Below are 21,112 nucleotides of genomic sequence, written 5' to 3'. Positions count from 1 at the left end.
AACGGGCAGATCCCATCAGGATCTGCCCGTTTTTTTGCCGCGATCTTTAAGTTTTAAAAATCATCGTCTTTGTCGAAGCGCCGTGCTTCGCGTTGCAGCTGATACACAAAACGCTCGACTTGGCGCTGCACCAAGCCACTCATGTTGTGGAAGCGCACACCGGCGAAGGTGGTATTGATCTTCTCTTCGAAGTGCAGGTAACGCAGTTCGACCGAGGTGGTCATGCTGCCAAAGGGCAGGGCGGCGATAAAGCGGTCGTAGACCTGGCCCAGTTGCAAGCGCTCGGAGATATCCCCTTCAAAGCGCAGCTTGCAGCCGGTGGCGGAAATATCCAGCAGCTTGCCGCTGATCGGTGCCTTGAGCTTCTCGCCGCCCAGTTCGATGTTGACCAGTTGGGCCAGTTTCAAGGCGGCGCGGAAGGCATTGCGGCGCTGGTGGTAGACCACTTCGTCGGGCATGCCGCCGGTGTAGATGCGGTGGCCGTCTTTTTCACTGATGGTGTAAGTACCGTTACTTTCCCATGCGACGCGCACGCCTTCATGAAAACCTTCGATACGAAACGGCTCGCCGCTTTCGAGGAAGCGCTCACCGTCACGCGGAATCATTTCGTCCAGTGCCAGGGTCTTGCTGTCCCGGTCCACGTCGACCAGGTAGCTCTGGAAGCGCTGGCTGCGCTCATGAAAGGTGATGATCAGCGGGTCATGGCTGTCTTGCAGCATCCGCAAGGTGCTGGCGATTTCCAGAGGCGTGGTGAGGACCTTGGGTGGCTGCGGGGCATCTTCCGCATTAAGGGCGTTGAACACGGTTCTTCCATCTCCAGACAAAATACGACTACACGCAAGAGCAGGCATTCTGCCAGTATGTGGCGCGCCTTGGATAGGTGCGCTGTAAACCGGCGTCAGGCTTGGCTGCGGGTGCTTGGCTTGACCAGGCGCGAGGTGGAACCCTGGGCATTGTAAAGCGCCGGAGGCTCTCCGCCGTGAAGTATACGCAACTGGTTGGCGGTCGTGGCTTGCTGAAGCTGGATCGACTGACCGTTGAGCAGGTTAGCTTCCTGGCACTGGGTGAGCAATTGATTGAGTTCTTTGCTCTGGGCCAGTAGTTGATCGCCAACCGAAGAGTGGCTAGCCAGCTGCGTCAGGCCATCATGGTCTGCGGGCAGGCCCAGGCTGACGAGGATCTGGCTGCGTTTTTTGCCGTGCTGTTCCAGCAGGACAATCAGCGACTGCTTGCGCGCCAGGATTTCTTCCAGCAGGGGCATGTCCCGGCCGTAGAGGGCCAGGGATTCTTCCCTGAGCAGCTCGAGCAGCTGTTGCGTCGGCGCTAGATCATCAATGATCAGTTGAAGCAGATTTTCGTCGTGATGCATGGCTGGCCTTGGGGTTTAAGCGTCCAAAAGCCCTGCGCAGGCCTGTGCCTAGCGCTCGGCTTCGAAATTAAGCAGCTTGCTGGCTACACGGTTGCTGTCGACTTTATAGCTGCCATCGGCGATTGCCTGTTTCAATTCGGCCACACGGGCTTTATTGACCACCGGTTGATCGCGCAGCGAGTCAGTGACCTTCTGCAACTGTTGAGCCTCATTGCTCAGGTGTACGGATTCCCCGCTCTGGCTGACGCTGGCCTGTTCTGCCTTGGCGGGCGTTGGCTGGGCCTTGGCTTCTACGCTGTCTTTAGTGCCAGTAGCTCGCGTAGGGGCCGACGTTGTCGGGGTGTTATTTAAACGACTGAAATCGATGACCATGATCAAAAAACCTCTGGGTATTTGGACGCTTGCCATGTTTTCGGCCATACCCGGACAAACTTTAGGCTCGATTGACAATAAAACCTGCAGGCCGGCATCCAACCGACAGTGTAGGAAAAGCGCGCGCCCGATACCAGTAGTCTATAAAGCCACCTCCACCTGACCCGGTGCGGTGACCCGTGCCTTGATCACTCGGTTGGAGTTGAGGTTCTTCACGCGAATCTGTTCGCTCATGCCGCCATTGGACAGGGCTTCCCCCGGCATCTTTACCTGCAGCGCACCGCTGCTGGCGGAAATCACCACTTGGTCGCCCTTGCGAATCACCTCTGCCTGCTCCAGATGCACCAACGTGATGACCTGGTCGGTGACCACTGGTCGGGTCAATTTCTGCCCGACCGCCTGGTCGAGGGAGGTCAAGTAGCCCTGGCTGATCATGCTGATGTCGCGTTCGCGTAGTACCACGTCCTCGAAACCGATGATCCCGGTACGTTTGAGCGGGCGGGCAACCACCACCACATCACGGAAGAGCTTGACCTGCGCCGGTACGAAGACGGTCCAGGGCGAGGCGCCGTCGCAGCGCACCTTGACCGTCACACGGCCGATGGGCTGGGCGGGGCTTTCCAGGGTGGCTGTCAATTCCTTGTCGCACATGGGCATGCGCAGGCGTGGGTCCAACTGGTTGACCTGGATTTCATAACGCCCTGGTGTCTGGGTAGTTGCCAGATAATCTTCTACAGTGAACTCAAGAAAGCCTTGGGTGACGCCGATAAGTAGATCAGGCAAGGTGACGTTGTCTGCGCGGGCCGCGGTGCCCAGGCCGAAGGCAAGCAGCACCAGCGGTGCGCAAAGCAATGTGCGGTACCGTGTCAGGATGGGGCGTCGGGAAACTGTCGTTTTAATATCCATGACCAATAAATAGCAAAGGCCGTGCCGTTTAGAGTTGGGTGCGCGTCACTGCCCTTATAGGTATGGCCAAAGGTTTTAGCGTGGGAGTCAAGGCATGGCAGGAGTAATGGATTCAGTAAACCAGCGCACACAGCTGGTAGGGCAGAATCGCCTGGAGTTGTTGCTTTTTCGCCTGGATGGCAAGCAGTTGTATGGCATCAACGTGTTCAAGGTGCGGGAAGTGCTGCAATGCCCCAAGCTGACGATCATGCCCAAGTCGAGCCCGGTGGTGTGTGGCGTCGCCAATATCCGTGGCGCGACCATCCCGATTCTTGACCTGTCCCTGGCCACGGGTTCTGCGGGTTTGCAGGACCGTGAGAACCCGTTCGTCATCATTACCGAGTACAACACCAAGACTCAGGGTTTCCTGGTGCGCTCGGTGGAGCGCATCGTCAACATGAACTGGGAAGAGATCCATCCGCCGCCCAAGGGCACCGGTCGCGATCACTACCTCACGGCGGTGACGCGGGTGGATAACCAGTTGGTGGAAATTATCGACGTGGAGAAGATCCTCGCCGAAGTGGCACCTACCTCGGAATCGATTTCCGTGGGGGTGGTGGACGCCGAAACCGCGCACAAGGCGATCTCCCTGCGTGTATTGACAGTGGACGACTCCTCGGTGGCGCGTAAACAGGTGACCCGTTGCCTGCAAACCGTCGGCGTGGAAGTGGTGGCCCTCAATGATGGTCGCCAGGCGTTGGATTACCTGCGTAAGCTGGTGGATGACGGCAAGAAACCGGAGGAAGAATTCTTGATGATGATCTCCGACATCGAGATGCCGGAAATGGACGGCTACACCCTCACGGCCGAGATACGTAACGATCCACGCATGCAAAAACTGCATATCATCCTGCATACTTCGTTGTCGGGTGTATTCAACCAGGCGATGGTCAAGAAAGTCGGTGCCGATGACTTCCTGGCCAAATTCCGTCCTGATGACCTGGCATCCCGGGTTGTCGACCGGATCAAGGCAGCAGATCACGGCTAGGGGGATTTCCCCCTGGCGGTCACACGATTTAAGAGGCGGTATCATTGTCTACGGGTAATTTGGATTTCGAACAGTTCCGGGTCTTCCTGGAAAAAGCCTGTGGCATATTGCTCGGTGAAAACAAGCAGTACCTGGTATCCAGCCGTCTCAACAAACTGATGGAGCAGCAGGGCATCAAGTCGTTGGGTGAGCTGGTCCAGCGCATCCAGGGGCAGCCGCGCAGCGGGCTCAAGGAAATGGTGGTCGATGCCATGACCACCAACGAAACCCTGTGGTTTCGCGACACCTATCCGTTTGAAGTGCTCAAGAGCAAAGTGCTCCCGGAAGCCATCAAGGCCAGCCCGGGCCAGCGCCTGCGCATCTGGTCGGCCGCCTGTTCCTCGGGGCAGGAACCGTACTCGATTTCGATGTCGATCGATGAGTTCGAGCGGACGAACATGGGCCAGTTGAAGGCTGGGGCGCAAATCGTGGCCACTGACCTGTCCGGCACCATGCTCACCAACTGCAAGACTGGCGAGTACGACAGCCTGGCCCTGGGCCGTGGCTTGTCGCAGGAGCGCCTGCAACGTTACTTCGATCCGAAAGGGGCGGGGCGCTGGGCGGTCAAGGCGCCGATCAAGAATCGTGTGGAGTTCCGCTCGTTCAACCTGCTCGACAGCTACGCCAGCCTGGGCAAGTTCGACATGGTGTTCTGCCGCAACGTGCTGATCTACTTCTCGGCCGAAGTGAAGAAAGACATCCTGCTGCGCATCCATGGCACGCTCAAGCGTGGCGGTTACCTTTTCCTGGGTGCTTCCGAAGCGCTGAACGGTCTGCCGGATCATTACCAGATGGTGCAGTGCAGCCCGGGGATCATTTACCAGGCTAAGTAAGTCGTACGCGGTAAAAATGTGGGAGCGGGCTTGCTCGCGAAAGCGCAGTGTCAGTCGATGCATGTATCAACTGACAGACTGCATTCGCGAGCAAGCCCGCTCCCACATTTGTTTTTGCGGCAAACCTTTCAATAGCGGCAACCCGGATTGCCGCTTTACTGGCACCGCGCGGAAACCCGTTGCCGCTTTTCTGGCATTGCCGCCCGGCAATCCGCCCCCAAGCCCTTTAAATACGGGCTTCCCACAAACTGGCACACACCTTGCTATAACCCAGTTAACGAAAAGCAGGTCAGCCCTTAAAGGTTTCCACCATGAGCATCAGCTTCGATAAAGCGCTCGGTATCCACGAACAAGCCCTGGGCTTCCGCGCCCAGCGTGCCGAAGTCCTGGCCAACAACATTGCCAACGCCGACACCCCGAACTACAAGGCTCGGGACCTGGACTTTTCCGCCGTGCTCGCTGCACAGCAGGACAAGACCAAGAACGGCAGCTTCGCCTTGAACATGACCAACAGCCGTCATATCGAAGCCCAAGGCCTGAGCAATGGTGACGAGTCGTTGCTGTATCGCACGCCGATGCAGCCGTCGATCGACCAGAACACCGTCGACGCGCAGCTGGAGCAATCGGCCTACGCCGAGAACTCGGTGAACTTCCAAGCCAGCTTCACCCTGCTTAACAGCAAATTCAAAGGGCTGATGTCAGCCCTGCGTGGAGAGTAAGCCATGTCCCTGTCCAGTGTTTTCAATATTGCCGGCAGTGGCATGAGCGCGCAGACCACGCGTTTGAACACTGTCGCCAGTAACATCGCCAACGCCGAGACCGTGTCTTCGAGCATTGACCAAACCTACCGCGCCCGCCACCCGGTGTTCGCCACCATGTTCCAGGGTGGCCAGGCGGGCGGCAGCGATTCGTTGTTCCAGGACCAGGGTGCAGCAGGCTCCGGCGTGCAAGTGCTCGGTGTGGTCGAAGACCAGAGCAACCTTGAAGCCCGTTACGAACCCAACCATCCCGCCGCGAACGAAAAGGGTTATGTCTATTACCCCAACGTCAACGTGGTCGAGGAAATGGCCGACATGATTTCCGCCAGCCGCTCGTTCCAGACCAACGCGGAAATGATGAACACCGCCAAAACCATGATGCAGAAGGTCCTGACCCTGGGTCAGTGATAAGGGGCGCCAAATAATGGCCATTGTTGATACGAGTAACAACACGCCAGTCCAGGACCTTTTCAATTCCAAGGTCAAGACCGCCACAGACAACGCCAGCAGCTTGGGCGACGCTTCCAAGGCCGCGACCGGCAAACAGTCGCTGGGCAAGGATGCGTTCCTGCAACTGTTGGTTACCCAGCTGAAGAACCAGAACCCTCTGTCGCCGCAAGACAACGGCGCGTTCGTGGCTCAGTTGGCGCAGTTCAGCAGCCTGGAGGGCATCAATACGCTGAATGACTCGGTGAATGCGATCTCCAGCAACTTCAGCTCGTCGCAAGCGCTGCAGGCATCGTCGCTGGTAGGCCGCTCGATCATCATCCAGACCGACAAGGCCATGGTGGATACCAGCAAGAGCATGACCGGTTCGGTGGATGTGAAAACGGCGACGGGCAACGTCACCGTCAAGGTCACCGACAAAGACGGCAACCTGGTGCGCACCATCGAAATGGGCGCCCAGGCTGTCGGCAGTCAGAGCTTTATCTGGGATGGCAAGAACGAGAAGGGCGAGGTCGCTCCTGCGGGCACCTACACCTTCAATGCCACCACCAAGAATGACAAGGGCGACGCCGTTGCCCTGACCACTTCGCTGCCAGCAACGGTAACGAGCGTGACCTTGAGCAAGACCGGCGGCGAAATGCTGTTGAACCTGGCTGGCGGCATGGGCAGCGTCAAGCTGTCGCAAATTCAGACTATCGGTACATAGAGCCGGCTAAATACGGCAGAGGGAGAGAAACATGTCTTTTAACATCGGCCTTAGCGGCCTCTATGCGGCCAACAAACAACTGGACGTGACTGGCAACAACATCGCCAACGTCGCGACCACTGGCTTCAAGTCGTCCCGTGCGGAATTCGCGGACATCTACGCCGCCTCCAAGCTGGGCACCGGCCAGAACAGCATCGGTAACGGTGTGAACCTGGCGGCGGTATCCCAGCAGTTCACCCAAGGTGACGTGAACGGTAGCGGCGGCATCCTGGACATGGCGATCCAGGGCGGCGGCTTCTTCGTGCAGAAGGGCAGTGACGGTTCGCTGGAATACACCCGTAGCGGTGCCTTCCGTGCCGACAAAGACGGCTACATCACCAACAACACCGGCACCTCGCGCCTGCAAGGTTATGCGGCGGATGCGGATGGCAAGATCATCAAGGGCGGCCTGACCGACCTGCAACTGAACCTGTCGAACCTGCCGCCCAAGGCGTCCACCAAAGTGGACTCCACCAGTAACCTGAACTCTTCGGAGCCGGTGATCGACCAGGCGGCCAAGCCGTTCAACCCGAACGACACCAGCACCTTTACCACCCAGTACAGCACCACCTTGTACGACTCCCAGGGCAATGCACACCCAATGGTGCAATACCTGGTGAAAACCGACGGCAACAAGTGGAATGCCTATACGCTGATTGACGGCCGCAACCCGGACGGTTCACCTCCTTTCGGCACCGGTGCCGATGTAAAGGCGCCAGTTCCGTCGACATTGAGCTTTGACGGTGCCGGCAAACTCACCAGCGTCGTGACGGGTACTGTTTCCAACAAGACCTTGACCATCACCGGTTGGGTCCCTGGCACCGTGACCGATGGTGTGTGGAAGAAAAATGGTGCTGATGCGAACCCGGCCGGCATCGCCGTCAACATGGCCAACATCACCCAGTACAACTCGGCCACTTACCGTAACCCACCGGTCACCGATGGCTACGCCACCGGCCAGATCACCGGCCTGAAAATCGACGGCAGCGGCGTACTGTTCGCAACGTTCAGCAACCAGCAGAGCAAGGCCATCGGCCAGATCTCCCTGGCCAGCTTCAACAACGAACAAGGCCTGCAGCCGGCTGGCGGAACCACCTGGAGAGAGACCTTCGCTTCGGGCCAGCCAGGTTATGACACCCCGCAAGCCGGCACCCTGGGCTCGATCGTGGCCAACTCCCTGGAGAACTCCAACGTCAACCTGACCAACGAGCTGGTGGACCTGATCAAAGCGCAGAGCAACTATCAGGCGAACGCCAAGACCATCTCCACCCAGAGCACCATCATGCAGACCATCATTCAGATGACGTGATGCGGTAGCGCTCCACAAGAAACCCCTCGTAAGAGGGGTTTTTTGTGGGCGTGAGAAAAGAACCTGCAACCACTGAGTTTTCGCGTTGAATTGCTTGATGAGGAACGCCCAGTCCCTGTCTTGCCACTGATCGGAGCAGAGCCCAAGAGGTTCACCAATCAATGGGGGAGCGTATGTGGAGTGCTGCAGGTATTTACGGGTCAGGTGGCGGTCGTGCTGTTCCGATAGGCGTCGTAGCCCGAGGGGAGTCAGCGCCCATCACGCCCGTTGCGCAAATGATTGCGGCGAAGCAGCTTCTTAGCGAGCTGTTTGATGCGCAGCAAACCGGCAAGAATCAAACGGTTCAAGACACGCGCGATAAATTGAACAGGCTGCGTGAGCAACTGGGTGATGAAAAATTCAAGACAATCCTGAACACGCTGATCGAAGAGGCGAATCAGCCGTTTCTTGAGTTTCTCAAACGGCTGCTGAGAGCGTTGTTTCCGGAGGACAACGACGACATAGCGCCACCTCTGCCATCACCGGGAGGTGGAGGCAGCGGTCGCAGGGTCAACCCGCGTGATTTTGGCGGCAGTGAGCCCATGACCAACAAGCCCTTCAGTGAAGGGGCGCGCCACTTTGACTACAAACCTGATCACAGTAATCCCGGCAAGAGGCCGGGTGTCGGCAAGGGAGATGGCAACATCTGGAGTGGTTTCAAGCAGGGGCCGGATGGGAACTGTGTCACCGTTTCAGCCATAAAGGCCGCCATGATGAAGTTTGGTCAGAAACCCACCGATGTCTTCAAGGACGTGCGGCAAGCGGGCGACGGTTATGACGTGAAGATGCGAGATGGATTCGAGCTGCATCTGTCTAAGGACGAATTGAAGCAGGCTGCAAGGTATGCGCAGTTCCAAGGAGATGATCCGGCCATGATGACCGATGCTAACTTCATGTACGCGGCAAGTGCCAAGCGAGCGCAGAAAGAGGGCAATGGGTTCGACGACAATACCAATACTGCAAAACAGAGCTTTGCCCATGCGATGCAGAGTTTGAACAATGGCGAAATGGGCTGGGAGGCGCTGAATAGGCTTGGGTTGAACGGTCTTTACCGGAGCTCTTCGAGCGCTGAACTCGCAAGCGGTAAGTTAGGCGTCGTGGATTACGGTGGCCATTCGATGGCTGTGATAGAGGGCAGCATAGAGCTTTGGGGACGGCGGGGTGGCGCGCCACGGCCGGGTAATGCGTACACGTTTAAATGATCGCTCATAAAAAAACCGATAAGCCCTGTGAGTACAGGCCTTATCGGTTTTACGCGATCCCGGGCAGTTAGGCCCGGGACCGGCTCAGCTTATTGGCAAGCTTCGCAATCCGGCTCATCGATCGCGCAAGCCTTTGGCACTGGGGCCGGGCCGGCTGGAGCAGCCAGTACCGAATCATCACCGTGGTTGCCGCTGGAAACCGCGTTCAGCTTACCGGTGTTGATGGTCGACTTCTCGGTGCTGGTCGCGGCCAGGGCACGGAGGTAGTAAGTGGTTTTCAGGCCACGGTACCACGCCATGCGGTAGGTCACGTCGAGCTTCTTGCCCGAAGCGCCGGCGATGTACAGGTTCAGCGACTGAGCCTGGTCGATCCACTTCTGACGACGGCTGGCGGCGTCAACGATCCACTTGGTGTCCACTTCGAAGGCCGTCGCGTAGAGCTCTTTGAGTTCTTGCGGGATGCGCTCGATCTGCTGCACGGAGCCGTCGTAGTACTTCAGGTCGTTGATCATGACCGAGTCCCACAGGCCGCGGGCTTTCAGGTCGCGGACCAGGTACGGGTTGATCACGGTGAATTCGCCCGACAGGTTCGATTTCACATACAGGTTCTGGTAAGTCGGTTCGATCGACTGCGATACGCCGGTGATGTTGGCGATGGTCGCGGTCGGTGCGATGGCCATGATGTTGGAGTTACGAATACCTTTCTGCACACGGGCACGTACTGGCGCCCAGTCCAGGGATTCTTCCAGGTCAACATCAATGTACTTCTGGCCACGTTGCTCGATCAGGATCTGTTGCGAATCCAGCGGCAGGATGCCTTTGGACCACAGCGAGCCCTGGAACGTCTCGTAGGCACCGCGCTCGTCGGCCAGGTCGCAGGAAGCCTGGATCGCGTAATAGCTGACCGCTTCCATGGACTTGTCGGCGAACTCGACCGCCGCGTCCGAACCGTATGGAATGTGCTGCAGGTACAGCGCGTCCTGGAAGCCCATGATGCCCAGGCCCACGGGACGGTGCTTGAAGTTGGAGTTCTGCGCCTGTGGCACCGAGTAGTAGTTGATGTCGATCACGTTATCGAGCATGCGCACGGCGGTGTTGACGGTACGTTCCAGCTTGGCGGTGTCCAGCTTGCCGTTGACGATGTGGTTCGGCAGGTTGATCGAGCCCAGGTTGCAAACGGCGATCTCGTCCTTGTTGGTGTTCAAGGTGATCTCGGTGCACAGGTTCGAGCTGTGGACCACGCCCACGTGCTGCTGCGGGCTGCGCAGGTTGCACGGGTCTTTGAAGGTCAGCCATGGGTGGCCGGTTTCAAACAGCATGGACAGCATTTTGCGCCACAGGTCTTTGGCCTGGATGGTCTTGAACAGCTTGACCTTGCCTGGGTACTCGGTGAGGGCTTCGTAGTACTCGTAGCGCTCTTCGAAGGCTTTACCGGTCAGGTCGTGCAGGTCCGGCACTTCGGATGGCGAGAACAGAGTCCACTTGCCGTCATCGAAGACACGCTTCATGAACAGGTCAGGGATCCAGTTGGCGGTGTTCATGTCGTGGGTACGACGACGGTCATCACCGGTGTTCTTACGCAGCTCGATGAACTCTTCGATATCCATGTGCCAGGTTTCCAGGTAGGCACAGACAGCGCCTTTGCGCTTGCCGCCCTGGTTGACCGCAACGGCGGTGTCGTTCACGACTTTCAGGAACGGAACAACGCCCTGGGACTTGCCGTTGGTGCCCTTGATGTACGAACCCAGTGCGCGCACCGGGGTCCAGTCGTTACCCAGGCCGCCAGCGAATTTGGACAACATGGCGTTGTCGTGGATCGCGTGGTAGATGCCCGACAGGTCATCCGGCACGGTGGTCAGGTAGCAGCTGGACAGCTGTGGACGCAGGGTGCCGGCGTTGAACAGGGTCGGGGTCGACGACATGTAGTCAAAGGACGACAACAGGTTGTAGAACTCGATGGCACGGTCTTCTTTCTGCTTCTCTTCGATCGCCAGGCCCATGGCCACGCGCATGAAGAACACTTGCGGCAGTTCGAAGCGGATACCGTCCTTGTGGATGAAGTAACGGTCGTACAGGGTTTGCAGGCCCAGGTACGTGAACTGCTGGTCGCGCTCGTGGTTGATCGCCTTGCCGAGTTTTTCCAGGTCGAAGGTGGCCAGGACCGGGTTCAGCAATTCGAATTCGATACCCTTGGCGATGTAGGCCGGCAGGGCCTTGGCGTACAGGTCGGCCATTTCGTGGTGGGTAGCGCTGTCGGCGACTTTCAGGAAGCCCAGGCCTTCGGCACGCAGGGTGTCCATCAGCAGGCGCGCGGTCACGAACGAGTAGTTCGGCTCACGTTCAACCAGGGTACGGGCGGTCATCACCAGGGCGGTGTTGACGTCGGTCAGGGCCACGCCGTCGTACAGGTTTTTCAGGGTTTCGCGCTGGATCAGGTCACCATCGACTTCTTCCAGGCCTTCGCAGGCCTCGGTGATGATGGTGTTCAGGCGGCCCAGGTCCAGCGGTGCAAAGCTACCGTCGGCCAGGGTGATGCGGATCGACGGGTGAGCCTGTACGGCGGCTTCTTCGGCCGGGGAACGTACGGCACGTTCCTTGGCGCGCGAGTCGCGGTAGATCACGTAGTCGCGGGCAACTTTCTGCTCGCCGGCACGCATCAGGGCCAGTTCGACCTGGTCCTGGATTTCTTCGATGTGGATGGTGCCGCCCGAAGGCATGCGACGCTTGAAGGTCGCGGTGACTTGTTCGGTCAGGCGGGCAACGGTGTCGTGGATGCGCGACGAGGCAGCAGCGGTGCCGCCTTCAACTGCAAGAAACGCTTTGGTGATGGCGACGGTGATTTTGTCATCGGTGTAAGGAACGACAGTGCCGTTACGCTTGATCACGCGCAATTGGCCAGGTGCGGTGGCGGACAGATCCAGGTTCGAATCGGCGGCCTGCGGCACGGAGCCTTGCGGGTTCTCGCGAGTTGTGTCGGTTTGCATGGGGGGTTGTCTCCACGTTCTATATTTGATTGCGAGTGCCAGGCTCTTCCTGCAACACCCGTACCGTTTTCCATATCGGGGATGGGAAACAGCTGCCATCCGCGTGAGCGGTTTGGTCTACTGAAAATCGGTTGGTTCCATGCTGCGCTAGCAATAAAACGCTTGAATTTCTTGCCACTTGTGTGGTTGGGCGCTTTCTTCAAAAACCCCACATGTAGGGTCTTCTCCAGTGCCGAGGTACAAGATAATGCGTTTTCGAGGGGTTAGCAACGCAGTAACCTGTGGATAACGCTGTGGGTAAAATGTGTAAGAAAGGTTGAATGGGTGTGTAGGCCGCACTGCTGCTGGATTACGCCGTTTGTCATTAAATGTTTCGGGCTTAAAACAACCTGCCCATTTTCGAAGGGCGCGAACCCTATCACAAAAAAACGTGATCACCGAATGGATTTCCCGGCTTGTGTTTGAGGGTTGGCCCGTGGCTACAATCGGCCGTATCGGGCTACGAAGTTACCCAGATCATGCCCGCCTTTTATGACAGACATTGAGGTCACCCGTGGAGCAAGAAGCCTGGCAGGTATTGATAGTCGAAGACGACCAGCGATTGGCCGAATTGACCCGTGAGTATCTGGAGAGCAATGGCCTGCAGGTGTCCGTGGAAGGCGATGGCGCCCTGGCAGTGGGGCGCATCATCGACGAGCAGCCGGACCTGGTGATCCTCGACCTGATGCTGCCCGGCGAAGACGGCTTGAGCATCTGCCGCAAGGTGCGCGAGCGCTATGACGGCGTGATCCTGATGCTCACCGCGCGGACCGATGACATGGACCAGGTGCTGGGCCTGGACATGGGCGCCGACGACTACGTGTGCAAGCCTGTGCGCCCGCGCCTGTTGCTGGCACGCATCCAGGCCTTGCTGCGGCGCAGCGAACCGGCGGAACCGGCTGTCGTGGAGAACCAGCGTCGCCTGCAATTCGGTCCTCTGGTGGTGGACAACGCCCTGCGCGAAGCCTGGCTGAACAATGCCAGTATCGAGCTGACCAGCGCCGAGTTCGACCTTTTATGGCTGCTAGTGGCCAATGCCGGGCGGATCTTGTCCCGCGAAGAAATCTTCATCGCCCTGCGCGGCATCGGCTACGACGGCCAGGACCGCTCCATCGATGTGCGCATCTCACGTATCCGCCCCAAGATAGGTGACGATCCGATTCATCCGCGCCTGATCAAGACCATTCGCAGCAAGGGCTACCTGTTCGTCCCCGAAGCCGCCGCCGACATGCCGCTGTGAACTCGATCTTCCTGCGCATCTACGGCGGCATGTGCGCAGCGCTGATTCTGGTGGCGTTGCTCGGCGTGCTGGCCCTGCACCTGCTCAACGAGGTGCGTAGCGGCCAATACCGCGAGCGCCTGGCCCACGGCACCTTCGCCTTGATGGGCGACAACCTCCAACCCATGAGCCCCATCGAACGCCAGCGCGCCCTGGCCGTGTGGGAGCGCTTGCTCGGCATTCCCTTGGACCTGCGCCCTCTGGCCGAGGCGCAACTGGACTTGAGCCAGCGCAATCGCCTGCAACGCGGCCAGGTGCTGGTGGAGCAGACCGGGCCTCATGCCGCACGGGTGCTGCGCTTGGTCAGTGATCAGTCGCAGTTGGTGCTTACGGGCGAAGTGCAGCAGATCAGCGAACAGCTGGCGCGTGCGACTATCTACCTGCTTGCCGACGAACTGGTGCGCTTTCCGGTGGCTGAACAGCCGCAGCGCCTGGCGGATATAAAAGAAGCCAAGGGGTTTGGCTTCGACATGCACCTGATGACCCTCGACCAGGCCGACATGGACGAAGACCAGCGCCGCCGTGTCTCGGAAGGCGACACGGTGATGGCCCTGGGCAAGGGCGGCGACTCGATCCGCGTGTTTGCCGGCATGGTCGGTACGCCGTGGGTGCTGGAACTCGGGCCGCTGTATCAGATGAACCCTTACCCGCCGCAATGGCTGATCCTGATCGCTTTGATCGGCCTGACCCTGATCGGTTTGATCGTCTATCTATTGGTGCGTCAGCTTGAGCGGCGGCTGCGCGGCCTAGAAGCCGCCGCCACCCGCATCGCCAAGGGCAACCTGGAAGTACGTGTGCCTGCCCGTGGCGCTGACTCGGTGGGGCGTCTGGCCGCAGCCTTCAATGGCATGGCTGAGCACTTGCAGCAGTTGCTGGCGATCCAGCGTGAGCTGGTGCGCGCGGTGTCCCACGAACTGCGCACGCCGGTGGCGCGCTTGCGTTTCGGCCTGGAAATGGTCGGCGATGCCACCACGGCCGAGGCGCGGCGTAAATATCTGGAGGGCATGGACAGCGATATCCAGGACCTCGATGGCCTGGTCGATGAAATGCTCACGTATGCGCGCCTGGAACAAGGCTCGCCGGAGCTGAATTTCCAGCGGGTCGACCTCGATGCGCTGCTCGATCAGGTGATAGGCGAATTATCGCCACTGCGTCCGCAAGTCAACGTGAGCAGGGGTATTTGCCTGTCGTCGGCGCACTTGGACGATGCCTGGGTCGACGCCGAGCCGCGTTACCTGCACCGTGCGCTGCAGAATCTGGTGAGCAATGCCATGCGCCATGCCCAGGGCCAGGTGTTGATCAGTTACCAGGTGGGCCAGGTGCGCTGCCGCATCGATGTCGAAGATGATGGTCCCGGTGTGCCTGAGAGTGCCTGGGAGCGGATCTTCACGCCGTTCCTGCGCCTGGACGACAGCCGCACTCGTGCGTCTGGCGGGCACGGGTTGGGGTTGTCGATCGTGCGGCGGATTATCTACTGGCACGGCGGGCGGGCATTGATTGGCAAGAGCAACAATTTGGGTGGGGCGTGCTTTAGCCTGAGTTGGCCGAGGGATCAGGAGAAACCCTGATACTGCTATCGCCGGCAAGCCGGCTCCTACAGGAAAATGCATTCCAAATGCAGAAGCCGGCTTGCCGGCACTAGCGCCCTATCAGGCGCCGACAGCCACCAGGCTCAACAGCTGCCCATCATCCACTGCAAACTGCCCTGCCAATTCCTTGCCATGGCACCACTCCTCGGACAAGTCCGTCAGCAGTCGCAGCCTTATATACCCGGCCTCAGTCCACTCCATCACCTCGGCATGCTCAAAGTAGAAGCGCTTCTGCACCATCGGGTAGAGCGCCTTGAACAGGCTCTCCTTGGCCGAAAACGTCAATGTCACCAATTGTGCAATCTGCTCCCTCGGCAAGGCGGCCAGACGCTGCAGTTCATCGGCAGTAAGAATTTCTCCCGCCAATCGCTCCGCCCGCTCCAGGCTCAGCACAGTCTCCAGGTCCATCCCCAGCCCACGCCATTGCGCCTTGTGCGCGACAATCGCGGCCGCATGCCCGGTGCTGTGGGTGATGGAGCCACAGATATGCGCAGGCCACACCGGCGCGCGGTCTTCACCGATGGCGGGGATGTAGTTGAGGTGATCGAGTTGGTGCAGCGCGGCGCGGGCGCACAGTCGGCCGGCCAGGAATTCGGCCTGGCGCTTGGCTACTGAGCGCTGGATGCTGGCCGGGGGCGGGACGGCGCTGCGCTGGAAATCGCCGGCCGTTAATAAGGCGGGGTCAAAGCGCGTGCTGAGAAACACCGTGCCGGGCAAGGATTCGGGCAGCGGCCAATGGGCGTCGAGTGGGGTGCAGCAAGCGGGTAGGGAGTTCATGGGCGGTATTTTGCCGAGTTGATGCAAAACAGGATAGCCCGCTGCGGTTCAGGCGAGGTTCAGAGCTCGTTCAGGGGGAGTTCAGGGGCGCCTGCGTAGTCTGGATTCATACCCAAGGGCAACAGCCAAACGCATAGAGGTAACACCATGACTGCGATCAAACAGCTGATGTTGGCGTTGACCATGCTCAGTGCCGCCACGGGGGCCCAGGCCGCAGACGGTGCCTTCGCCGCATTCGGCGGTGAGAAAACCAAGAAATCCAGCACTTTGATCCAGCGTGTCAGTTTCGAAGAATCTGCCAGCCAGCCCACGCCCTGGGGCCAGTCCCTGGGCCTGGCAACCCCGCAGCCGGCCTATCGCGCCGGCTATGAACACCTGACCGGCCAGTTCAATGGCATTCAATTGCGCCCGCAAGACCTGCAGGGCCGCTATGATATCCCTCTGTCGGACAGTTGATTTGCTTTGGAGAGCCTTATGAAATTGCTGGTGGTAGAAGATGAGGCGCTGCTGCGTCATCACCTGTTGACCCGCCTGACCGACAGCGGGCACGTGGTGGAGGCCGTGGCCAATGCCGAAGAGGCCCTGTACCAGACCGGCCAGTTCAACCATGACCTGGCGATCATCGACCTGGGCCTGCCCGGCATGGGCGGCCTGGACCTGATCCGCCAACTTCGCACCCAGGCCAAGACCTTCCCGATCCTGATCCTCACCGCCCGTGGCAATTGGCAGGACAAGGTCGAAGGCCTGGCGGCCGGTGCCGACGACTACGTGGTCAAGCCGTTCCAGTTCGAAGAGCTGGAGGCGCGGATGAACGCCTTGCTGCGCCGCTCCAGCGGGTTTACCCAGTCGACGATTGTCGCGGGCCCGCTGCTGCTGGACCTCAACCGCAAGCAGGCGTCCCTCGACGAACAGCCTTTGGCGCTGACGGCCTACGAATACCGAATCCTTGAGTACCTGATGCGCCATCACCAGCAGGTGGTGGCCAAGGACCGTTTGATGGAACAACTCTACCCCGATGATGACGAGCGTGATCCGAACGTGATTGAAGTGCTGGTCGGTCGCCTGCGCCGCAAGCTGGAAGGCCCGGCCGGGTTCAAGCCGATCGACACCGTGCGTGGCCTGGGTTACCTGTTCAATGAGCGCTGCCGTTGATTCGCTCGCTACGCGTGCGCTTGATGCTGGCGGCCGCCACCCTGGCCGTGCTGTTCATGCTGGGTTTGTTGCCGGCGATGCAAGGGGCGTTCAGCCTGGCGTTGCAGGATTCCATCGAGCAACGCCTGGCATCGGACGTCACGACGCTGATCTCGGCCGCGCGGGTGGAAAACAACCGCCTGTTGATGCCGGCGCAGTTGCCGGATGAGCGCTTCAACCTCACCGACAGCCGCTTGCTCGGCTACATCTATGACCGTGAAGGTCACTTGGTGTGGCGTTCGCGGGCGACCAAGGAAGAAAACATCAACTACAAGCCGCGCTACGACGGGCGCGGCAATGAATTTGCGCGGATCCGTGAGGCCAACGGCCAGGAATTCTTCGTCTACGACGTCGAGGTCAGGTTGCTGGGCGGCAAGAGTGCAGCGTTCAGTATCGTTGCCCTGCAACCGGTGCGCGAATACCAACTGACCCTCGAAGGCCTGCGCGAAAATCTCTACCTGGGCTTTGGCGCCGCGTTGCTGGTGCTGCTGACCTTGCTCTGGCTGGGTCTGACCTGGGGGTTGCAAGCCCTGCGGCGGCTGAGCCAGGAACTTGACCAGATCGAAGGCGGCACCCGCGAGAGCCTGTCCGAACAACACCCTCGCGAACTGCTGCGCCTTACCGGCTCCCTCAACCGTTTGCTGCACAGCGAGCGTGAGCAACGGGCGCGTTACCGTGACTCCCTCGACGACCTGGCCCACAGCCTGAAAACCCCGCTCGCCGTACTGCAAGGTGTGAGCGAAGACATGGCCCAGCGCCCGGAAGACCGCGACCAGGCCTGGGTGCTGCAATCGCAGATCGAGCGCATGAGCCAGCAGATCAGTTACCAGTTGCAGCGCGCCAGCCTGCGTAAAAGCGGCCTGGTGCGTCACCAGGTGCGGCTGGAACCGGTGCTGCAAAGCCTGTGCGACACGCTGGACAAGGTCTACCGCGACAAAGGCGTCACAGTGTCCTTTGAACTGCCGCAAGCATGCGACGTGCCGATCGAGAAGGGCGCCTTGCTGGAGTTGCTCGGTAACCTGCTGGAAAACGCCTACCGCCTGTGTTTGAGCGAAGTGCGCATCAGCTTCGTGGAAAACCTCGAAGGCAGTGAGCTGTGTATTGAAGATGATGGCCCTGGTGTGCCGCCGGATCAGCGTGCAAGGATTCTGCAGCGAGGTGAACGGCTGGACCGCCAACATCCGGGGCAGGGTATCGGCTTGGCGGTGGTCAAGGACATCATTGAAAGTTATGGCGCTCGGCTGACCTTGGGTGATTCGCCTCTGGGCGGCGCCGCGTTCAAGATTCACTTCCCCGCCGTTTAATCGGTTTTTGTGGTGAGCGGGCTTGCCCCGCGCTGGGGCGCGAAGCGGCCCTAATAGCGATGTCTGATATGGGACTGCTTCGCAGCCCAGCGCGGGGCAAGCCCGCTCACCACCGAGATAACTTTTTCCTCTAACTCTCTTGGGCCCGGTAAGCCCCCGGCGTCAGCCCCGTCCACTTCTTGAACGCCCGATGAAACGCCGACGGTTCCGAAAACCCGAGCTGTTCGGCAATCTCCTGCAGCGACAAATCCGCCCGGCCCAAATGATAGATGGCGATGTCCCGCCGCAACTCATCCTTGAGCGCCTGAAAGCTGCTGCCTTCTTCACGCAAATGCCTGCGCAGGGTCTGCGGGCTGATATGCAGGTGCTGGGCGACGGCTTCCAGGTCCGGCCAGGGCGTGCGGTCGCGGCTGAGCAAGCGGCGTATCTGGCTGCTCAAGCTGTCGCCTTCATCCGGCCGAGAGAGCAAGTCGGCGGGTGAGCGCTCGAGGAAGTGCTTGAGGGTGCGTTCGTCCTGCAACAACGGCAGGTTCAAATAGCGTGCGGGAAACACCAGGCTGCTGTTCGGTGCACCGAATACCTGGACACAGGGAAACAGCAGGTCATATTCACCGGCGTGCGCCGGCATTGGGTAGCTGAAAGTGGCCTGATGTAGCCGGATACGTTGGCCGATCAGCCAACTGCCCAGTCGATGCCAGATCACCAGCAGGCACTCACTCAAGAAATGATCCGGGTCCCACAACTGCGAGTCGTCCAGGCTCAAGCGGGCCATTTCGCCTTCGCGTGTCAGCTGCCAGCGCGGGCCTTGTGGGAATAGGCTATAAAATAATAAACCGCGCTCCAGAGCCTTCTCCAAGGTGCGGCAGTGGATCAATGCGTGGCACATCATGGCGAAGGTGCCGCGTTTACTCGGGCCGTCGGCGAACCCCAGGTATTCGTCGTCCAGTGCCAGCCACAGCATTTGCAGCAGGCGGGTGAACTGCTCCGGCGCGATGCGGGCGCGGGGTTCGGTAAGCAGTTCCGGGGTGATGCCCACCTGCTGCAGCAAGCCCGAGTAGTCATAGCCGGCCCGACGCGCCCCGCCGAGGGCCGCCCTGGCGTAATGACTGGCGATGGTACGTTCACGCATGCGAAGGCCTCGTCCATGGAGGGGCTGATGGTAGTCAGCCCCGAATGCGGTCACAAGGCGGATATCCGCCAAATTGTAGGACGGGATTGGACGAGTGGGCGGAAATCCGCCACCTGTTTTACCGCGTGGAGGGGCACCTCAGAACCCCAAGCCCTGATGTCTAAAGGCCTTCAGGGTTTTTCAGCGAAGTGGCACGGCGTTTGCGATAGGGATTACAGCGCAGGCTTGTTCCTACAGGGCTCGCAAACAACAAATCCCTCCAGTGCAGGAGGGTTCGCAATTCAAGTGTCGTGGGCAATGGCGGATCTTTGCCACACGGGACGATTGAGGAACTTTGCAATGACGACTCGTCAGCCAATCTACAAATCCCTGTACTTCCAGGTGATCGTTGCAATCGTTATCGGTATTTTGCTCGGTCACTTCTACCCGCAGACCGGTGTGGCCCTCAAGCCGCTGGGTGACGGGTTCATCAAACTGATCAAAATGGTCATCGCCCCGATCATCTTCTGCACCGTTGTCAGCGGCATCGCTGGCATGCAAAGCATGAAATCGGTCGGCAAGACCGGCGGCTATGCGCTGCTCTACTTCGAGATCGTTTCGACCATCGCGCTGCTGATCGGCTTGATCGTGGTAAACGTCGTGCAACCGGGCGCCGGCATGCACATCGACGTAGCGACCCTGGACGCGTCCAAAGTGGCGGCCTACGTCACTGCCGGTAAAGACCAGAGCATCGTCGGCTTTATCCTCAATGTGATCCCTAACACCATCGTCGGCGCCTTCGCCAACGGCGATATCCTGCAAGTGCTGATGTTCTCGGTGATCTTCGGTTTCGCCCTGCACCGCCTGGGTGCCTACGGCAAGCCGGTGCTGGACTTCATCGATCGCTTCGCCCACGTGATGTTCAACATCATCAACATGATCATGAAGCTCGCGCCAATCGGTGCCCTGGGTGCCATGGCGTTCACCATCGGCGCCTACGGTGTGGGTTCCTTGGTGCAGTTGGGTCAGCTGATGATCTGCTTCTACATCACCTGCATCCTGTTCGTGCTGGTGGTGCTGGGTGGTATCTGCCGCGCCCACGGTTTCAGTGTGATCAAATTGATCCGCTACATCCGTGAAGAGCTGCTGATCGTTCTGGGTACTTCGTCTTCCGAATCCGCACTGCCACGCATGCTGATCAAGATGGAGCGTCTGGGTGCGAAGAAATCCGTAGTAGGCCTGGTGATTCCAACCGGCTACTCCTTCAACCTCGACGGTACTTCGATCTACCTGACCATGGCTGCCGTGTTCATCGCCCAGGCGACTGACACCCACATGGACATCACCCACCAGATCACCCTGCTGCTGGTGCTGCTGCTGTCCTCCAAAGGCGCTGCAGGTGTGACCGGTTCGGGCTTCATCGTACTGGCTGCCACCCTGTCGGCCGTAGGCCACCTGCCGGTTGCCGGCCTCGCGCTGATCCTGGGTATCGACCGCTTCATGTCCGAAGCCCGCGCGCTGACCAACCTGGTGGGTAACGCGGTTGCCACCATCGTTGTGGCCAAGTGGGTCAAGGAACTGGACACCGACAAGCTGCAAAGCGAGCTGGCGTCCGGCGGTACCGGTATCTCGGAAACCCGCGAGCTGGATGACCTGGGCGTGGCCGAAGGCCCTGCACCTGTCGTCAAGTAAGCCGCTGCTGGCGTGACCTGACGCCACAGCAACCGACAAACGCCCCGACTGGTTCGGGGCGTTTGCGTTTCTGGCGCATTACTTTGGCTGCTTTTGTTTTACA

General features: G+C 59.5%; 20 protein-coding genes. 13 read left to right on the top strand and 7 right to left on the bottom strand.

The annotated features are described in order from the left end of the window. Positions 1 to 53 precede the first annotated feature (53 nt). From U367_RS0114885 to flgA, 4 genes are all read right to left on the bottom strand, one after another. Positions 54 to 803 carry a flagellar brake protein gene (locus U367_RS0114885; RefSeq protein WP_028617604.1) on the bottom strand — a complete coding sequence of 250 codons (750 nt, stop codon included), beginning with the start codon at positions 801 to 803 and terminating at the stop codon, positions 54 to 56. Between the two features lie 95 nt (positions 804 to 898). After that, positions 899 to 1,369, bottom strand: a complete 471-nt coding sequence (locus U367_RS0114880; RefSeq protein ID WP_028617603.1) for a flagella synthesis protein FlgN — start codon at positions 1,367 to 1,369, stop codon at positions 899 to 901. A 48-nt stretch (positions 1,370 to 1,417) separates the two neighbouring features. After that, positions 1,418 to 1,741 carry a flagellar biosynthesis anti-sigma factor FlgM gene (gene flgM, locus U367_RS0114875; RefSeq protein WP_028617602.1) on the bottom strand — a complete coding sequence of 108 codons (324 nt, stop codon included), beginning with the start codon at positions 1,739 to 1,741 and terminating at the stop codon, positions 1,418 to 1,420. A 141-nt stretch (positions 1,742 to 1,882) separates the two neighbouring features. Further along, on the bottom strand, positions 1,883 to 2,647 hold the full coding sequence (flgA, locus tag U367_RS0114870; protein ID WP_028617601.1) for a flagellar basal body P-ring formation chaperone FlgA: 765 nt from the start codon (positions 2,645 to 2,647) through the stop codon (positions 1,883 to 1,885). A 94-nt stretch (positions 2,648 to 2,741) separates the two neighbouring features. Between flgA and U367_RS0114865 the strand changes: the two genes are divergently transcribed. The 7 genes from U367_RS0114865 to U367_RS0114835 all read left to right on the top strand — a co-directional run bounded on the left by U367_RS0114865 (position 2,742) and on the right by U367_RS0114835 (position 9,046). After that, positions 2,742 to 3,674, top strand: coding sequence for a chemotaxis protein CheV (locus U367_RS0114865; RefSeq protein ID WP_028617600.1), 933 nt, complete (start codon positions 2,742 to 2,744; stop codon positions 3,672 to 3,674). A gap of 44 nt (positions 3,675 to 3,718) precedes the next feature. Next, positions 3,719 to 4,546 (top strand): protein-glutamate O-methyltransferase CheR, encoded by an 828-nt coding sequence (gene cheR / locus U367_RS0114860; protein ID WP_025854126.1) that lies wholly within the window; start codon positions 3,719 to 3,721, stop codon positions 4,544 to 4,546. A gap of 311 nt (positions 4,547 to 4,857) precedes the next feature. Then, positions 4,858 to 5,265, top strand: a complete 408-nt coding sequence (flgB, locus tag U367_RS0114855) for a flagellar basal body rod protein FlgB (protein ID WP_028617599.1) — start codon at positions 4,858 to 4,860, stop codon at positions 5,263 to 5,265. Positions 5,266 to 5,268: 3 nt separating this feature from the next. Beyond that, positions 5,269 to 5,712 (top strand): flagellar basal body rod protein FlgC, encoded by a 444-nt coding sequence (gene flgC, locus U367_RS0114850; protein ID WP_010208347.1) that lies wholly within the window; start codon positions 5,269 to 5,271, stop codon positions 5,710 to 5,712. Positions 5,713 to 5,728: 16 nt separating this feature from the next. After that, entirely contained in the window at positions 5,729 to 6,457 is a 729-nt protein-coding gene (flgD, locus tag U367_RS0114845; RefSeq protein ID WP_028617598.1) for a flagellar hook assembly protein FlgD, read from the top strand. 31 nt (positions 6,458 to 6,488) lie between these two features. Continuing rightward, the gene (gene flgE, locus U367_RS0114840) at positions 6,489 to 7,805 is read left to right on the top strand and encodes a flagellar hook protein FlgE (RefSeq protein ID WP_028617597.1); all 1,317 of its coding nucleotides are present in this window, start codon (positions 6,489 to 6,491) and stop codon (positions 7,803 to 7,805) included. 275 nt (positions 7,806 to 8,080) lie between these two features. Then, entirely contained in the window at positions 8,081 to 9,046 is a 966-nt protein-coding gene (locus U367_RS0114835) for a hypothetical protein (protein ID WP_032864279.1), read from the top strand. An 89-nt stretch (positions 9,047 to 9,135) separates the two neighbouring features. On the opposite strand, the gene U367_RS0114830 is transcribed toward U367_RS0114835, so the two are convergent. Then, positions 9,136 to 12,030, bottom strand: a complete 2,895-nt coding sequence (locus U367_RS0114830; protein WP_028617595.1) for a ribonucleoside-diphosphate reductase subunit alpha — start codon at positions 12,028 to 12,030, stop codon at positions 9,136 to 9,138. 553 nt (positions 12,031 to 12,583) lie between these two features. On the opposite strand from U367_RS0114830, the gene U367_RS0114825 reads away from it, so the two are divergent. Next, positions 12,584 to 13,309 carry a response regulator gene (locus U367_RS0114825; protein WP_028617594.1) on the top strand — a complete coding sequence of 242 codons (726 nt, stop codon included), beginning with the start codon at positions 12,584 to 12,586 and terminating at the stop codon, positions 13,307 to 13,309. Next, positions 13,306 to 14,916, top strand: a complete 1,611-nt coding sequence (locus U367_RS0114820; protein ID WP_028617593.1) for an ATP-binding protein — start codon at positions 13,306 to 13,308, stop codon at positions 14,914 to 14,916. The genes U367_RS0114825 and U367_RS0114820 overlap by 4 nt, the downstream gene beginning before the upstream one ends. Positions 14,917 to 14,997: 81 nt before the next feature. Here U367_RS0114820 and U367_RS0114815 read toward each other — a convergent pair whose 3' ends face one another. Continuing rightward, positions 14,998 to 15,714, bottom strand: a complete 717-nt coding sequence (locus U367_RS0114815) for a 4'-phosphopantetheinyl transferase family protein (protein ID WP_028617592.1) — start codon at positions 15,712 to 15,714, stop codon at positions 14,998 to 15,000. A gap of 147 nt (positions 15,715 to 15,861) precedes the next feature. Between U367_RS0114815 and U367_RS0114810 the strand changes: the two genes are divergently transcribed. From U367_RS0114810 to U367_RS0114800, 3 genes are read left to right on the top strand one after another with little or no spacing between them, the layout of a single operon-like run. Continuing rightward, positions 15,862 to 16,170, top strand: coding sequence for a hypothetical protein (locus tag U367_RS0114810; protein ID WP_028617591.1), 309 nt, complete (start codon positions 15,862 to 15,864; stop codon positions 16,168 to 16,170). A gap of 18 nt (positions 16,171 to 16,188) precedes the next feature. Then, the gene (locus tag U367_RS0114805) at positions 16,189 to 16,866 is read left to right on the top strand and encodes a response regulator transcription factor (RefSeq protein ID WP_016973689.1); all 678 of its coding nucleotides are present in this window, start codon (positions 16,189 to 16,191) and stop codon (positions 16,864 to 16,866) included. After that, positions 16,863 to 18,209, top strand: coding sequence for an ATP-binding protein (locus U367_RS0114800; protein ID WP_028617590.1), 1,347 nt, complete (start codon positions 16,863 to 16,865; stop codon positions 18,207 to 18,209). Before U367_RS0114805 ends, U367_RS0114800 begins: the two co-directional genes overlap by 4 nt. 130 nt (positions 18,210 to 18,339) lie before the next feature. Here U367_RS0114800 and U367_RS0114795 read toward each other — a convergent pair whose 3' ends face one another. After that, entirely contained in the window at positions 18,340 to 19,338 is a 999-nt protein-coding gene (locus U367_RS0114795; RefSeq protein WP_028617589.1) for an AraC family transcriptional regulator, read from the bottom strand. Positions 19,339 to 19,677: 339 nt separating this feature from the next. Here U367_RS0114795 and U367_RS0114790 point away from each other — a divergent pair, with 339 nt between their 5' ends. Then, positions 19,678 to 21,009 (top strand): dicarboxylate/amino acid:cation symporter, encoded by a 1,332-nt coding sequence (locus tag U367_RS0114790; RefSeq protein ID WP_028617588.1) that lies wholly within the window; start codon positions 19,678 to 19,680, stop codon positions 21,007 to 21,009. Positions 21,010 to 21,112 lie beyond the last annotated feature (103 nt).

The sequence above is a fragment of the Pseudomonas canadensis genome (assembly GCF_000503215.1).
Taxonomy (GTDB): domain Bacteria; phylum Pseudomonadota; class Gammaproteobacteria; order Pseudomonadales; family Pseudomonadaceae; genus Aquipseudomonas; species Aquipseudomonas canadensis.
Note: the sequence above shows the minus strand (reverse complement) of the source record. Positions and strands in the feature narration are given on the sequence as shown.

Excerpts from the sequence above, each read along its gene's own strand:
- U367_RS0114880 (WP_028617603.1), bottom strand. The coding sequence starts at position 1,369 with ATGCATCACGACGAAAATCTGCTTCAACTGATCATTGATGATCTAGCG.
- flgM (WP_028617602.1), bottom strand. The coding sequence starts at position 1,741 with ATGGTCATCGATTTCAGTCGTTTAAATAACACCCCGACAACGTCGGCC.
- flgA (WP_028617601.1), bottom strand. The coding sequence starts at position 2,647 with ATGGATATTAAAACGACAGTTTCCCGACGCCCCATCCTGACACGGTAC.
- U367_RS0114865 (WP_028617600.1), top strand. The coding sequence starts at position 2,742 with ATGGCAGGAGTAATGGATTCAGTAAACCAGCGCACACAGCTGGTAGGG.
- flgB (WP_028617599.1), top strand. The coding sequence starts at position 4,858 with ATGAGCATCAGCTTCGATAAAGCGCTCGGTATCCACGAACAAGCCCTG.
- flgC (WP_010208347.1), top strand. The coding sequence starts at position 5,269 with ATGTCCCTGTCCAGTGTTTTCAATATTGCCGGCAGTGGCATGAGCGCG.
- flgD (WP_028617598.1), top strand. The coding sequence starts at position 5,729 with ATGGCCATTGTTGATACGAGTAACAACACGCCAGTCCAGGACCTTTTC.
- flgE (WP_028617597.1), top strand. The coding sequence starts at position 6,489 with ATGTCTTTTAACATCGGCCTTAGCGGCCTCTATGCGGCCAACAAACAA.
- U367_RS0114835 (WP_032864279.1), top strand. The coding sequence starts at position 8,081 with ATGATTGCGGCGAAGCAGCTTCTTAGCGAGCTGTTTGATGCGCAGCAA.
- U367_RS0114830 (WP_028617595.1), bottom strand. The coding sequence starts at position 12,030 with ATGCAAACCGACACAACTCGCGAGAACCCGCAAGGCTCCGTGCCGCAG.
- U367_RS0114815 (WP_028617592.1), bottom strand. The coding sequence starts at position 15,714 with ATGAACTCCCTACCCGCTTGCTGCACCCCACTCGACGCCCATTGGCCG.
- U367_RS0114810 (WP_028617591.1), top strand. The coding sequence starts at position 15,862 with ATGACTGCGATCAAACAGCTGATGTTGGCGTTGACCATGCTCAGTGCC.
- U367_RS0114805 (WP_016973689.1), top strand. The coding sequence starts at position 16,189 with ATGAAATTGCTGGTGGTAGAAGATGAGGCGCTGCTGCGTCATCACCTG.
- U367_RS0114795 (WP_028617589.1), bottom strand. The coding sequence starts at position 19,338 with ATGCGTGAACGTACCATCGCCAGTCATTACGCCAGGGCGGCCCTCGGC.
- U367_RS0114790 (WP_028617588.1), top strand. The coding sequence starts at position 19,678 with ATGACGACTCGTCAGCCAATCTACAAATCCCTGTACTTCCAGGTGATC.